Source organism: Tessaracoccus sp. MC1865 (genome assembly GCF_017815535.1).
Taxonomy (GTDB): Bacteria; Actinomycetota; Actinomycetes; order Propionibacteriales; family Propionibacteriaceae; genus Arachnia.
This window is the reverse complement of the sequence record NZ_CP072596.1, coordinates 2,718,111-2,730,711: the sequence shown is the minus strand read 5'-3', so window position 1 is coordinate 2,730,711 and position 12,601 is coordinate 2,718,111. Positions and strand designations below refer to the sequence as shown.

Genomic DNA, 12,601 nt, shown 5'->3' with positions numbered 1-12,601 from the left:
TCAGGTGGGAAGGGGAAATCCGAGCCCCCCAGGGTTTGTGCATTTCAGGGGCGGACCGTCCCCTGCACGACCGGCCTAGGTGCATGGAGTGCCCTAGTGTCGGCGTGGTGTCGGCCATCATCACCGCAGCCTCCGCTCTCGGATCCAGCGTGGGGCGGGCGTACTGAAGGCGCGATCTATTTCTGCGTGCGTCCAGGTGGAGATCTCGTGCCCGATCCACGCATGGTGTCCACCCGTTGGCTGCCCGCGCCGCCGGAGGCGGTACAGGTAGATCCCCGGGAGGTGGCGCTGCGCCTGTTGGCGCGGCTGGACCTCGAAGCCGTCGAACTGGGGATGCTCCCGCGCGGTGACAACGATGTGCGCCTGAGCTTTGTGGGATGGCAGAACTGGATGTGGGCCGAGTCGCCGTCGGAAAGGCAGTGGGGGCCGGTCACCTCGTCGGATTCGGCCAGCGGTGTGACGGTGACGCTGCGGGCCGAGGTGGAGCGCGTCGAGTGGGACATGGGCGACGGCACCACCGTGACATGCGGGAGGGGTACGCCGTGGTCTGCGGTTCGGACGCAGGGTGGGAAGAATGTGAAGTCGCCCGACTGTGGGCACATGTACGAGGAGATGGGCACCTACGAGGTGACGGCGACATCGCATTGGGCGGTCAGTTGGAGCGGCGCCGGCCGCTCGGGCACGTTACCGTTCACGCTGTCGCGCAGTGCTGACTACCTCGTCGGGGAATACCAGGCCGTCAACACGAAACGCTGAACAGGTCTCGCGTCTCCGTGGCCCTCGGTTTGTCAGCCGGCGCGTGGGGCGGTGAATCAAGCGCTTTCAAGGTGACTTCAAGCCCATTTCGATTGTGTGTTGACATTGGTCTTCCGTTGGGCATAGCCTTCTCTCTGGATACGCAATTGAAAGGAGAGGTCCCATGTTGAAGTTCACTACCGCGCACCGCCTGCGCCGTGCCAACGGGGCTGCCTCCTTTGCGGGTTCCCAGAACGCCTGACGCGTTCACAACCCCTTCTGACACCCTCGTTTACTGAGGGTCTGCGGCGCGCCCGCGTCGTTGCGGGCCGTCAATACCCCCTTTGCTGATGATTATCGGCATGCCATTTTCCTGTGCATTCTGCGCGCCCAAAAGAGAAATGAAACCATCTGATGAACACGCTCCTAGCGGAACGAATACCCGTACTCAATGACCATCTACTCGAGCATTCTGAGCGTCGGCTGGGCCTAGCTGAACGCGTCGCGATGCGCATCGGCCTCTGGATGCTTCTCTGGAGCATCAGGTACGAGCGGAACGAGCGACACCCTGACGAGCGACTCGTCAACCAGGAACACCTCGACCGTGAATCTCGCGAACAGCACTATGTATCACTCCTCGGCCTCAACCGCCCCTACTGAAGCCGACGGCACAGCTGTCGGAGAGCACCCGACCCCCGGGTGGACTGGAATCACACAGTTCGCCCGGGGAACGGATGCTGCTCAACCCACAATTCTCTATAACCACCCGCGCTCAGCGTGAGAATCTGCACCGGCCGAGGGTGCTGGCTGGCCCGCGTACCGGGAGCGCTAGCGGCCCCGTTCAGGAGGCCGTGCGGCGGAGTATCGCGAACCCGTCCCAGCCCTTGGTGCCCACGGTCTGAATGGCCGCGACGTCGAGCCTCGGGTCTGCGCCGGCAGTGGTCAGGGCAGCGCGGACGCCACGGGAGTCGTCGTCGTCCGGGTTGAGCACTTTGCCGCCCCGCACGACGTTGTCGATCACGATCAGCGCGCCCGGGCGGGTGAGCGCAATCGAGCGCTCCAGATACGTGGGCAGCGACGCCTTGTCCGCGTCAATGAAGACGAGATCGAACGGCTCGACCTGCAACTCGACCAACCTCTCCGACGAGCGCGCCGCAGGGCCACACATGATGTCCACCCAGGCGCTGACCCCAGCCGCCTCGAAGTTCCGACGGGCCACGTCGGCGTTGCTGCGCTCGAGTTCGAGGCTGACCACGCGGCCCGTGGGCCCCACGGCCCGCGCGAGCCAGATCGTCGAGTAACCCGCCAGCGTGCCGAACTCCAGGACCCGCCTGGCGCCGGAGGCGGATGCGAGGATATGGAGGAGGCGGCCCATGGACGGCGAGACCTCGATTCCTGGCCGCGTCACCTCGGTGGACGTGCGGGCGGCGATGAGGGCGTCGTCCTCGCCAGCGAGCGGTGCGAGGAGGGCATCGAAAGCCTCGGGCGTCGGGGTGTCGACCATCCTGCGAGCGTAGTGCCCCCGCAGGCTCACGAAACGGGTGGGTTCTCGCTCAGACTGCGGAGCTCGTCGGCGAGGTTGGCGCGGGCCTGGCTTTCCCAGAGGTCGCGGGCGAGTTCCGTGTGGAAGAGCGGGTCCTTGGCCAGGAGTTGGCGCAGCACCTGGGAGCGTCCCTGTCGCCAGGCCTCATCGTCGACATGGGCGTAATCGAGGCGCACGTCGCGGACGTAGACGTGGTAGCGGCCGGGGATCTGGCCGAGGATGCTGAGGTCGGCGTCAGAGAGAGTCGCCTCGCGCTCGTCGCCGGGGGAGTGCGTCGCGGTCATGCGGATGAGCCGGCCGACCGCCGCTACGTCTTCCGCGCTGAGCAGGCCCGCGAGCGAATCCTCCGCCAGCCGGGCAGAGGCTTCCTCGTCCTGGCCGGGGACGCCGTCGTAGATCGCGTCGTGGAACCAGGCGGCGAGGATGACGACGGGGTCGGTGCAGCCAAGGTCTCCGAGCGCCATCAGCACGTGGGCCAGATGGCGGACGTCGTGGTAGTGGCGGTCCGGCTGTTGCCAGCGGGCGAGCAGTTCATCGCGCAGGTCGTCTGGCAGACCGAGGTAGCTCCACGACCGGTGGGCGACGGCCAGGGCTTCCGCCCGCGTCGGCGACTTCTGCGGCTTGCGCACCCGCAGCCCGCTGGCGCTGAGTGCCCGGATGAGCTCCATCTCGCCGACGGGCCGAGCCCCCTGGGCGACGAGGTCGTCGTAGCGGGAGGCGGGGACGTCGTAGTGGTCGTGATCGAAGGCCCGCGGCGGGAGCCCCGCCGAGCGGGCGAAGGTGTGGAGCTCATCGAGGGAGGTGTCAGACACGAGGTGCGCGAAGACGGTGCCGTGCGCGGGCCAGCGCGGGGGATCGATCAGGACTGCCATCTACCTAGTCTGCCTCTCGATCTACGCGGTGGTGGTGCGCAGGTCGAGGCCGAGATCCAGGACGCGGGGCGAGTGGGTCAGCGCGCCGATGGAGATGTAGTCGACGCCCGTGGCGGCGACAGCGTGGGCCGACTCCAATGTCAGGCCACCGCTCGCCTCGGTCTTCACGCCGGCCGGGCGGCAGATCTCCACGGCAGCACGCATCATGTCGGGGGCCATGTTGTCGAGGAGGACGAGTTCGGCGCCCACCTCCACTGCCTCGCGGACCTGCTCCAGCGTGTCGCACTCCACCTCGACGGCGATGCCGGGCGCGGCCCGCTGCACCGCCCGGAACGCCGCCCCCACCGAGCCGGCGGCGGCGACATGGTTGTCCTTGATCAGAGCGGCATCGCCGAGCGCCATTCGGTGGTTGACGCCCCCGCCGTCCACGACGGCGGCCTTCTGCAGCGCCCGCAGGCCGGGGACGGTCTTGCGGGTGTCGCGGATCTTGGCGTCGGTGTCGGCGACGGCCTCGACCCAGCGGGAGGTCGCGGTGGCCACGCCGGACAACTGCCCCAGGAAGTTCAGGAGCGTGCGCTCGGCCGTGAGCAGGGTCTGCACCGGGCCGGAGATGCGCAGCACCACGTCGCCGGGGGCCACATGGGTGCCGTCCGGCGCGACGACCTCGGCCGAGGCGCTGGAACCGACCCGGTCGGCCAGCGTCTTGAGCGCGACGAGGGCGGCGTCGATCCCCGAGATGACGCCCGTCTCGCGGCTGACGACCTCGGCGACACCCTGCGCTTCAGCGGGCACCGTCGTGAGGGTGGTCACGTCCGGCCCGTAGCGGAGGTCCTCGTCGAGGGCGATGTCGACGAGGCGCTGCAGCTCGGCCTGGGCTTCGGTGGTCGTCTCCTGCCGGGTGGTCATGCGGCGGTCCTTTCGACGGTGGGGAGGGGCTCGGCGCTGCAGGTCAGCGCGCCGTGGGTGAGGGTGACAAGCAGGCGGTGCGCCTCAGCCCGCCCGGGGAAGTCGGCGCGGCGGTGCGCGCCCCGGGACTCCTGGCGGGCGAGGGCCGCCGTCGCGATCGCCACAGCGACCGTATGGAGGTTGGTGGCGGTGAGGGAACGGTCGGTCAGCGTGTCGGTGGACGGGGCTGCCCCGAGGTCGCGGAGCAGTGCGGCCAGGCCGTCGGCGGTGCGGGCGACGAAGGCGTGGCGCTGCATGGCGGCGCGGAGCGCAGGCGTCGACGAGGGGTCGATGAGGCGCGGCTCGGTGCTGACGCCCACCCGCTCAATCGCAACTCCGCGGTGCGAGGTGGGCCCGACCGGAGCGGCGGCCAGCAGCCGGCCCACGCGGTCGCCCATGACGAGGGCCTCAGTCAGCGAGTTGGACGCCAGGCGGTTCGCGCCGTGCAGGCCGGTGGCGGCGACCTCCCCGACAGCGAAGAGCCCCGGCACGCTGGTCTCGCCGTCGAGCGTGGCCGCGACCCCGCCACACGAGTAGTGCGCGGCGGGATGCACGGGGATGGGCTCGGTCACGGGGTCGACGCCCCGTTCCCGGCAGAGCGCCAGGATGCCCGGGAAGTGCGCCTCCCACGTGGCGGCCCCGAAGTGGGTGGCGTCGAGGAACGCGTGGGCCTCGCCGGTGGCGCTGAGGTGGGCGACGATCGCCGCGGAGACCACGTCGCGGGGAGCCAGGTCCTGAAGGGGATGGACACCCGCCATGATGCGGCGGCCCGACGAGTCGACCAGGAACGCGCCCTCGCCCCGAACGGCCTCGCTGATCAGCACCCCGCGGGCGGTGGCCGCCTCGTCCGCGAGGACGGTGGGATGGAACTGGACGAACTCGATGTCGCGCACGGTCGCGCCGGCGCGCAGGGCCGCGGCCACGCCGTCGCCCGTGGCCACCGTCGGGTTGGAGGTGACGGGCCACAGTTGGCCGATGCCGCCGGTGGCGAGCACGACGGCGTCGGCGCGGATCTCGAAGGGTTCGTCACCGAGCGCGCGGATGCCGACGGCCCGGCCGTCCTCGGTCAGGATGTCGACGAGCCGGGTGTCCTCCAGGATGCGGACGGAACTGCCCTCCAGCGCGCGCGACAGCGCCGCCCAGAGCGCGCGTTCGATCTCGGCGCCGGTGGCGTCGCCGTCGGCGTGGATGATGCGCCGGTGGGAGTGGCCGCCCTCGAGGTGCAGGTCCAGTTCCCCATCGGGCGTGCGGTCGAACTTCGCGCCCAGTTCGATGAGCCGGGTGATGGAGCCGGGGGCGGAGGTGACCAGGTCGCGGACGACGGTCTCGTCGCAGAGGCCGACCCCGGCGGTGAGCGTGTCGGCGATGTGGGCCTCGAAGGAGTCGCCCGCGTTCCAGACCGCCGCGAGGCCGCCCTGGGCCCAGCCAGTGGCCGAATCAGTGACACCCGCCCGCGTGACGGCGATGGTGTCGACGCCCGCCGCGGCGAGGTGGAGCAGCGTGGACAGGCCGGCGGCGCCGGTGCCCACCACCACGACCCGCGCGCGCATCACTCGCCCGAGCCGGGGTTGCCGATCGCGATCATGCGCTCCACCGCCTGGCGGGCCTTGAGGGCGATCTCGGGCGCCACGTCGACCTCGTACGCCGCCGTGGTGGCCGGGTCGCCGAGGCAGGCCTCGAGCTTCTCCGGCGTGATCAACTTCATGTACGGGCACGACGCCTGGGCGTTCACGGGGCGGAAATCCGTCGTCGGGTTGGCCTTGCGGAGTTGGTGCAGCATGCCGATCTCCGTGGCCACGAGCACCTGGCTACGCGTTTCGTTGCGCGCCCTGTCGAGCATGCCACCCGTCGACAGCACGTGCGTGCGGCCCTCCGGCAGTTCGCCGGATTCCGCCAGCCACAGGGCCGAGGTGGTGCAACCGCATTCCGGGTGCACGTAGAGGCCCGCGTCGGGATTGCTGCGGACGGCGTCGATGAGGTTCGACGGGGAGATGTCGGCGTGCACGTGGCACTCGCCGAGCCACACCTGGATGTTCTTCCGGCCGGTGGCGCGGCGCACGTGGGCGCCCAGGAACTGATCCGGGAGGAACAGGATCTCGCGGTCCTCCGGGATGCTGCGCACGACCTCGACCGCGTTGGAGGACGTGCAACAGATGTCCGTGAGCGCCTTCACCTCCGCCGTCGTGTTGACGTAGGAGACGACGGCGGCGTCAGGGTGCTCGGCCTTCCAGGCGCGGAGCTGGTCGGCGTCGACGGTGTCGGCCAACGAGCAGCCGGCGTTCTGGTCCGGGATCAGGACGCGCTTGGCGGGGGAGAGGATCTTCGCGGTCTCGGCCATGAAGTGCACGCCGGCGAACACGATGGTCTCGGCGTCGACGGTGGCGGCCAGCCGGCTGAGGGCGAGGGAGTCGCCGACGTGGTGCGCCACGTCCTGGATGATGCCGGACTGGTAGTTGTGCGCCAGGATCACCGCGTTGCGCTCGACGGCCAACGCGTGGACGCGCTCCTGCCACTGCGCGACTTCGTCTGCGGTCCACTGCTCCCAGGTGCGGTTCAGGGTGAGCGTCATGGCGGGTGTCCCTCCGTGGGTTTTCGTCTCTCAGGCGGAAACTTGCGTCACTGTAGCATGCGGCCATGACCAGCAGCCAAATCCGCGACTCCGCCGGGGTAGCGCTCTACCGCCACGAGGCAATCGGCGCGGTGCTGCAGGTGCGCGACGGAGGCCCCGACGCGAGGTTGTGCGTGCTGACGGCGATCCGGGGCTCGGCGCCTTTCGCCGGCGTGCCCGCGCTGCCGTCGGGGCCGGTGGAGCCGGGCGAAACCCTGGAGGCATCGGTGCTGCGGCACCTGGCGGCGAAGGTCGATATCGCCGGGTTGGCGCACCTGGAGCAGTTGGGCACGAGTTCCGATCCCTCGCGGGACCCGGCGCAGCGCACCATCGGGACGAGCTACCTGGGGCTGGTGGCTGCGGGCGCCGAGCCGGAGCTACCGGAGAACGCCGCCTGGGTGGACGTCGACGGCGTGGGGGAGATGGCCTTCGACCACCGGTTCGTCGTGGCGCACGCCGTGCGTCGGCTGAGGGCCAAGTTGTCGTACACGAATATCGGTTTCGCGCTGATGCCGGAGGAGTTCACGATCGCAGAGCTGCGCTCCGTGTACGTGGCGGCGCTGGGCCACGACGTCGCGCCCACGAACCTGCAGCGGGTGCTGACGCGGCGTGGGCAACTAGAATCGACGGGTGAGCTGACCGTCTCAGGCGCGAAGGGCGGCAGGCCCGCGCGGGTGTTCCGCTTCGTTGACAGGGAACTGGTGGTGACCGACCCGTTCGCGGTGTTGCGCCCGGAGTGAGATCCACCTGTCAGGGCGGGCGGAGTCAGCCGACGACGTCGTAGAGGAGGCGGGCGAACTGGCCGTGCGCCTGCGCCGAGACCAGCCGGAGGCGGTCCGACTCCAGGCGCCGCGGCAGGAGCGGGGCGCCGCCGGTGAGGGCGACGGGGGCGACCGACAGCGCGATCTGGTCCAGCAGCCCGGCGTCGAGGAATTGACCGGCGAGGTCGCCGCCGCCGACCACCCAGATGTCGCCGTCGCCGGCCGCCTCACGGATTGCCCCGATGTGGTCGGTCACCGCACCGGAGATGAAGCGGACGTCCGCGCCCTCTGGCCGAGGCAGGTTGCGCGTGGTGAAGACGAAGGCGGGCCGCGACCCGTGGAAATCCTGCCACTTCTCGGGGTGGTTCAGGATGTCGTCGTGGTCGAGGACCCACTGGTACGTGGTGGAACCCTCGACCAGGACGGTGGCGCCGTCCGGGAACAGGCCCTCGTCGGGGTGGTCGCCGCCGTCGACCGCAAAGAGCCAGTCCAGCGAATTGTGCTCGTCGGCGATCCAGCCGTTGATGCTGGTGGCGGTGTCGAAGAGGATCCTGCCCATGGCTCAGCCCGCGTGCATGGGTTCCGGATCCGAGAAGCGCTGCTCCGTGCCGGGCGTGCCGTCGTCGCGCACCCAGGCGACTGCAAGCTCATCCTTGGCGCCGAAGCGCACGAGGTGGCGGCCCACGACCTGCTCCAGCCGCTCGATGGTCTCGGCGTCGGGGCCGAAGACCTGCAGGACGAGGGTGTCGGTCTCCGCGGTGAGTTCAGCGCGGCCCATGTCGCCCAGTTGCACCCAGCCGGATTCGGTCTCCGCGGACCACCCGCCGCCTGCGCGGCGCCCCAGATGGCCGACCAGCTGCTTCCCGTACCGGGCGGGGCGCTCCGTCGTGACGGACGAGACGCTGCTCATGCCTGGGGTTGCCGAGTTAGGTCACCTAAGTTCATGTTCCCAGGCTAGCGTCAGACCGAAGCGCGTTCCACGAGTTCCATGTCGAGGACGACGCTGCGGGCCTTCTTGCCGTCGATCATCTCCAGGGCCAGCTGGGTGGCCAGCCTGCCCTGCAGGTTCATGGGCTGCCTGATGGTGGTCAGCGGTGGAGCGGTGGAAGCGGCCAGGCTGTGGTCGTCGAAGCCGATCACCGACACGTCGCCGGGGACGGACCGGCCGGCCAGGGAGAGCGCCCGGAGCGCGCCGGCGGCGATGCGGTCTGAGGCGGCGAGCACGCCGTCGATGGCAGGGTCGCGCTCCAGGAGCGTGCGCATGCTGTCGAAGCCGGAGGCCTCGTCCCAGCCTGTCCATACCGCGAGTTCCGGGTCGAAAGCCCCGCTCATCGCGGCCCGGTAGCCCAGCAGGCGGTCCACTGCCGCGGGGTTGTCCTGCGGGCCGTTGATGACGGCGACACGACGGCGGCCACGAGCCATCATCCGGTTCCCGGCGAGCTGGGCGCCCGCCACATCATCCGCGTAGACGCTCGCGAAGACCCCCAGGTAGGGGTGGCCCTCCACCTGGCCGCAGAGCACTACAGGGAGCGTGCCCTCGCGCAGCGCCTCGAGCATGTCGCCGCCGACGTACGGCGAGATGGAGATGACGGCGTCCACCGCGCGTCGTTCGAAGTGGCGCAGGGCGCGCCTGTGCTCCGCGTCGGACCACGCCTGCAGGAGCACCGGCATGGTGGAGGTTTCAGCGAGGCCCTCGGTGATGCCGCGGAGCACGGTGAGGAAGGTGGGGTCGGCGAAGAACTCGTCGAGGGGCTCGGTGACGAGGATGGCGATGGTCTCCGAGCGGCCGACGGCCAGGGCCCGGCCCATCTTGTTCATCACGAAGCCGGTCTCGCGCACCGCTTCGCGCACCCGTTCCTTGGTGGCGGCCGTGACCTGCGCGGAGTCGTTGAGCGCGCGGGACGCCGTGGCTCGAGAAACTCCGGCCACGCGGGCGACGTCGCCGATGGTGGCGCGCTTGATCGAGTCCAACTCCGCCCCCTTCCTGTGCTTGTGCAGCCCCATTCTCGCATCAGCGGGGCTCTCTCGGCGCCACAGAAAGAAACCGGTTTCATTTTAGGCACCCCCGGCGTGACAGCGCGGTGGGGGTTATGTATATTGGCAAATGAAACCGGTTACATTCCATAGGGGACCGGTGAACGACATAAGGAGATCGAGTCCATGACCGACCCACGTGACTGGGAGAACCCCTCCCTCACGGGGCGCAACAGGCTCCGGGCCCGCGCCTACTTCTTCGGCTACGCCACCGAAGAGGACGCCGCCACCCGAGACCGCACCCGTTCGCGCGGCTTCGTCAGCATGTCAGGCGACTGGCAGTTCCGGTTGTTCGACAACCCGCTGCGCGTCCCCGCTGCCTTCACGTCCGCCCACCAGGCCGGGTGGGACACCGTCACCGTGCCGCACCTGTGGCAGCTCGACGGCTACGGGCACCTGCAGTACACCGACGAGGGCTACCCGTTCCCCATCGAACAGCCCCGCGTGCCGGCGGACACGCCTACCGGCGCGTACCAGCGCGTGGTGCCGCTGAGCCGCCCCGCCGACGGCGAGCAGGTCATCCTCAAGATGGACGGCGTCGAGTCCTACGCCGAGATCTACCTCAACGGCGACTTCGTGGGCATGACGAAGGGCTCCCGCCTCACCGCGGAGTTCGACATCACCGCCCACATCGTCGACGGCGACAACCTCTTTGCCATCAAGGTGCTGCAGTACTGCGACGCCACCTACATCGAGGACCAGGACATGTGGTGGGCCTCGGGCATCTTCCGCGACCTCTACCTCATCACCCGCCCGCAGGCGCGCCTGACGGACTTCTTCGTCCGCACCCGCAAGGCAGGCGACTCCGCCGAGGTCACCCTCACCGCAGAGGCCGACGGCGCCCGCAGCATCGAATGGAGAATCGCCGACGGCGACACCACCGTCGCCAGCGCCACGCTCACCCCAGGCGACACCGTCACGGTCACCGTCGACAACGCCACATTCTGGAACCCCGAGACGCCGTACCTCTACGACATGACGCTCACCGTCATGGGCGACGACGTGGTCAGCGAGCACGTCCCGCACCGCCTCGGCCTCCGCGAGATCACCATCGACGAGGGCCTCATGCACCTCAACGGCGCCTACTTCATGATGCACGGCGTCAACCGCCACGACCACGACCCAGAGAAGGGCCGCGCCATCTCAATGGACCGCGCGCGCCGCGACCTGGAGCTCATGAAGCGTCACAACATCAACGCCGTGCGCACCGCGCACTACCCCAACGACCCGCGCTTCTACGAGATGTGCGACGAGCTCGGCCTGATGCTGATCGCGGAGACCGACCTTGAGTCGCACGGCTTCGCCAACGTCGACGACCTGGCCAGGGTCACCGACGATCCCGCGTGGGAGGCGCCCTACGTGGACCGCATCGAGCGCCACGTGCTCGCGCAGCGCAACCACGCGTCGGTGCTGATCTGGAGCCTCGGCAACGAGTCCGAGTTCGGCTGCAACATCCGCGCGATGTACCACCGCGCCAAGGAGCTCGACCCCACCCGCCCCGTGCACTACGAGGAGGACCGCAACGGTGAGGTCGTCGACATCGTGTCGACGATGTACTCCCGCGTGCAGCAGATGAACGACTTCGGCGAGCACCCGCACCCGAAGCCGCGCATCAACTGTGAGTACGCCCACTCGATGGGCAACGGCCCGGGCGGCCTGTCGGAGTACCAGGAAGTGTTCAACAAGTGGGATTCCATCCAGGGTCACTTCATCTGGGAATGGGCGGACCACGGACTGCTCGACCGCAGCCGTAGCGGCGGGGCGGTGGGGGAGAACGCCTTCTACGCCTACGGCGGCGACTACGGCGACTACCCCAACAACAAGAACTTCTGCATCGACGGCCTCGTCTTCCCCTGGCAGCAGCCCAGCCCCGGCCTCACCGAGTACAAGCAGGTCATCTGCCCCGTCCTCGTGACCTGGAGCGACGGCGTGCTCAGCGTGCGGAACCGCCGCTGGTTCACCGACCTCAGCGACATCGAGATCCGCGTCGAGACCACCGTCGACGGCGTGCCCGCCGCGCCCGTGACCCTCACGCCCCAGCCTGTCGGCCCGGGCGAGACCTGGACCACCGAACTCGCGCTGAACCTCGGCGACGGCGCCCCCGCAGCCGCGGTCGCCCGCGTGTTCTCGACGCAGGCCCACACCTGGGCCGACGCCGGCCGCGAGCTCGGTGTCCACCAGCTCGCCGTCGTCGACGCCCTGCCCGCAGCGCCCACCGTAGCCCCGCGCCTGGACACGGCCGAGGACGAGTTCACCCTCACCGTGAGCACCGGCAACGGCGAACTCGTGTTCGACACCGTGAACGGCGACCTCCTCTCCTGGCGCGCGGGTGGCCGCAGCCTCGTCGCCGCGCCGCTCCGCGTGGGGTTCTGGAAGCCGCTCATCGACAACCACCAGCAGGAGGCCGACGAGCACTGGACCCCCCAGCACATCGAGATCATGCAGAACTCGGCCCGCAACGTGACCTGGCGCCGTGACGGCGAGGCCGTCGTCGTCGATTACGAGGTGCGGGTCGCCCCGCCGGTGCTGGACTTCGGCATGCAGTGCCGCGTCACCTGGCGCGTCGGGGCCGACGGTGTCGCCACCGTCGCCGTCACCGGGGAGCCCTACGGCGACTACCGCGACATCATTCCGCGCATCGGCGTGAGCCTCGAGGTGCCGGGGGAACTGCAGCAGGTGGCGTGGTTCGGCCGCGGCCCAGGGGAGAACTACCCGGATTCGAAGGCCGCCAACACGATCGGCTTCTGGGGGACCACCGTCGACGCCATGGAAACGCCGTACGTCTACCCACAGGATTACGGCAACCGCGGCGACGTGCGCTGGATGACGATCACCGACGAGGCAGGCAACGGCCTCCACGTGAGCCGTCCCGCGGATCAGGCGCCGTTCCACTTCTCCGCGTGGAACTACACGTGCCAGGACATCGACGACGCACAGCACCGCACCGACCTGGTGCGCCGCGACAACGTCACGCTCAACCTCAACGACCAGGTGATGGGTCTCGGCTCCAACTCCTGGGGCTCCGAAGTGCTCGATGCCTACCGCACCCGCTTCGAAGCCTTCGACTTCGAGTTCACCCTGCGACCCACCGAGGAGAACTGAC

General features: G+C 69.4%; 12 protein-coding genes. 3 read left to right on the top strand and 9 right to left on the bottom strand.

All coding sequences use genetic code 11. The annotated features are described in order from the left end of the window. Positions 1 to 207 precede the first annotated feature (207 nt). Positions 208 to 756: a hypothetical protein gene (locus tag J7D54_RS12735; RefSeq protein WP_182764214.1), complete on the top strand. Its 549-nt coding sequence runs from the start codon at positions 208 to 210 to the stop codon at positions 754 to 756. Between the two features lie 468 nt (positions 757 to 1,224). On the opposite strand, the gene J7D54_RS14350 is transcribed toward J7D54_RS12735, so the two are convergent. The 6 genes from J7D54_RS14350 to nadA all read right to left on the bottom strand — a co-directional run bounded on the left by J7D54_RS14350 (position 1,225) and on the right by nadA (position 6,664). Further along, the gene (locus J7D54_RS14350) at positions 1,225 to 1,359 is read right to left on the bottom strand and encodes a hypothetical protein (protein WP_255433676.1); all 135 of its coding nucleotides are present in this window, start codon (positions 1,357 to 1,359) and stop codon (positions 1,225 to 1,227) included. A 217-nt stretch (positions 1,360 to 1,576) separates the two neighbouring features. Beyond that, positions 1,577 to 2,239, bottom strand: coding sequence for an O-methyltransferase (locus J7D54_RS12730; RefSeq protein ID WP_182764213.1), 663 nt, complete (start codon positions 2,237 to 2,239; stop codon positions 1,577 to 1,579). 26 nt (positions 2,240 to 2,265) lie between these two features. Beyond that, the gene (locus J7D54_RS12725; protein WP_182764212.1) at positions 2,266 to 3,150 is read right to left on the bottom strand and encodes a DUF4031 domain-containing protein; all 885 of its coding nucleotides are present in this window, start codon (positions 3,148 to 3,150) and stop codon (positions 2,266 to 2,268) included. A gap of 21 nt (positions 3,151 to 3,171) precedes the next feature. Beyond that, a complete protein-coding gene (nadC, locus tag J7D54_RS12720; protein WP_182764211.1) occupies positions 3,172 to 4,056 on the bottom strand; it encodes a carboxylating nicotinate-nucleotide diphosphorylase in 885 nt (294 codons plus the stop codon). Continuing rightward, positions 4,053 to 5,645 (bottom strand): L-aspartate oxidase, encoded by a 1,593-nt coding sequence (gene nadB / locus J7D54_RS12715; RefSeq protein ID WP_182764281.1) that lies wholly within the window; start codon positions 5,643 to 5,645, stop codon positions 4,053 to 4,055. The genes nadC and nadB overlap by 4 nt, the downstream gene beginning before the upstream one ends. After that, the gene (nadA, locus tag J7D54_RS12710; RefSeq protein WP_182764210.1) at positions 5,645 to 6,664 is read right to left on the bottom strand and encodes a quinolinate synthase NadA; all 1,020 of its coding nucleotides are present in this window, start codon (positions 6,662 to 6,664) and stop codon (positions 5,645 to 5,647) included. Before nadA ends, nadB begins: the two co-directional genes overlap by 1 nt. Before the next feature lie 65 nt (positions 6,665 to 6,729). Between nadA and J7D54_RS12705 the strand changes: the two genes are divergently transcribed. Continuing rightward, positions 6,730 to 7,443, top strand: a complete 714-nt coding sequence (locus J7D54_RS12705; RefSeq protein ID WP_182764209.1) for an NUDIX domain-containing protein — start codon at positions 6,730 to 6,732, stop codon at positions 7,441 to 7,443. A gap of 25 nt (positions 7,444 to 7,468) precedes the next feature. Here J7D54_RS12705 and J7D54_RS12700 read toward each other — a convergent pair whose 3' ends face one another. From J7D54_RS12700 to J7D54_RS12690, 3 genes are read right to left on the bottom strand one after another with little or no spacing between them, the layout of a single operon-like run. Beyond that, the gene (locus J7D54_RS12700; RefSeq protein WP_182764208.1) at positions 7,469 to 8,023 is read right to left on the bottom strand and encodes a dihydrofolate reductase family protein; all 555 of its coding nucleotides are present in this window, start codon (positions 8,021 to 8,023) and stop codon (positions 7,469 to 7,471) included. Between the two features lie 3 nt (positions 8,024 to 8,026). Beyond that, a complete protein-coding gene (locus J7D54_RS12695) occupies positions 8,027 to 8,374 on the bottom strand; it encodes a DUF2218 domain-containing protein (RefSeq protein ID WP_182764207.1) in 348 nt (115 codons plus the stop codon). Between the two features lie 50 nt (positions 8,375 to 8,424). Further along, a complete protein-coding gene (locus tag J7D54_RS12690) occupies positions 8,425 to 9,435 on the bottom strand; it encodes a LacI family DNA-binding transcriptional regulator (protein ID WP_209455135.1) in 1,011 nt (336 codons plus the stop codon). A gap of 189 nt (positions 9,436 to 9,624) precedes the next feature. Here J7D54_RS12690 and J7D54_RS12685 point away from each other — a divergent pair, with 189 nt between their 5' ends. Next, positions 9,625 to 12,600, top strand: a complete 2,976-nt coding sequence (locus tag J7D54_RS12685) for a glycoside hydrolase family 2 TIM barrel-domain containing protein (RefSeq protein WP_182764205.1) — start codon at positions 9,625 to 9,627, stop codon at positions 12,598 to 12,600. Position 12,601 lies beyond the last annotated feature (1 nt).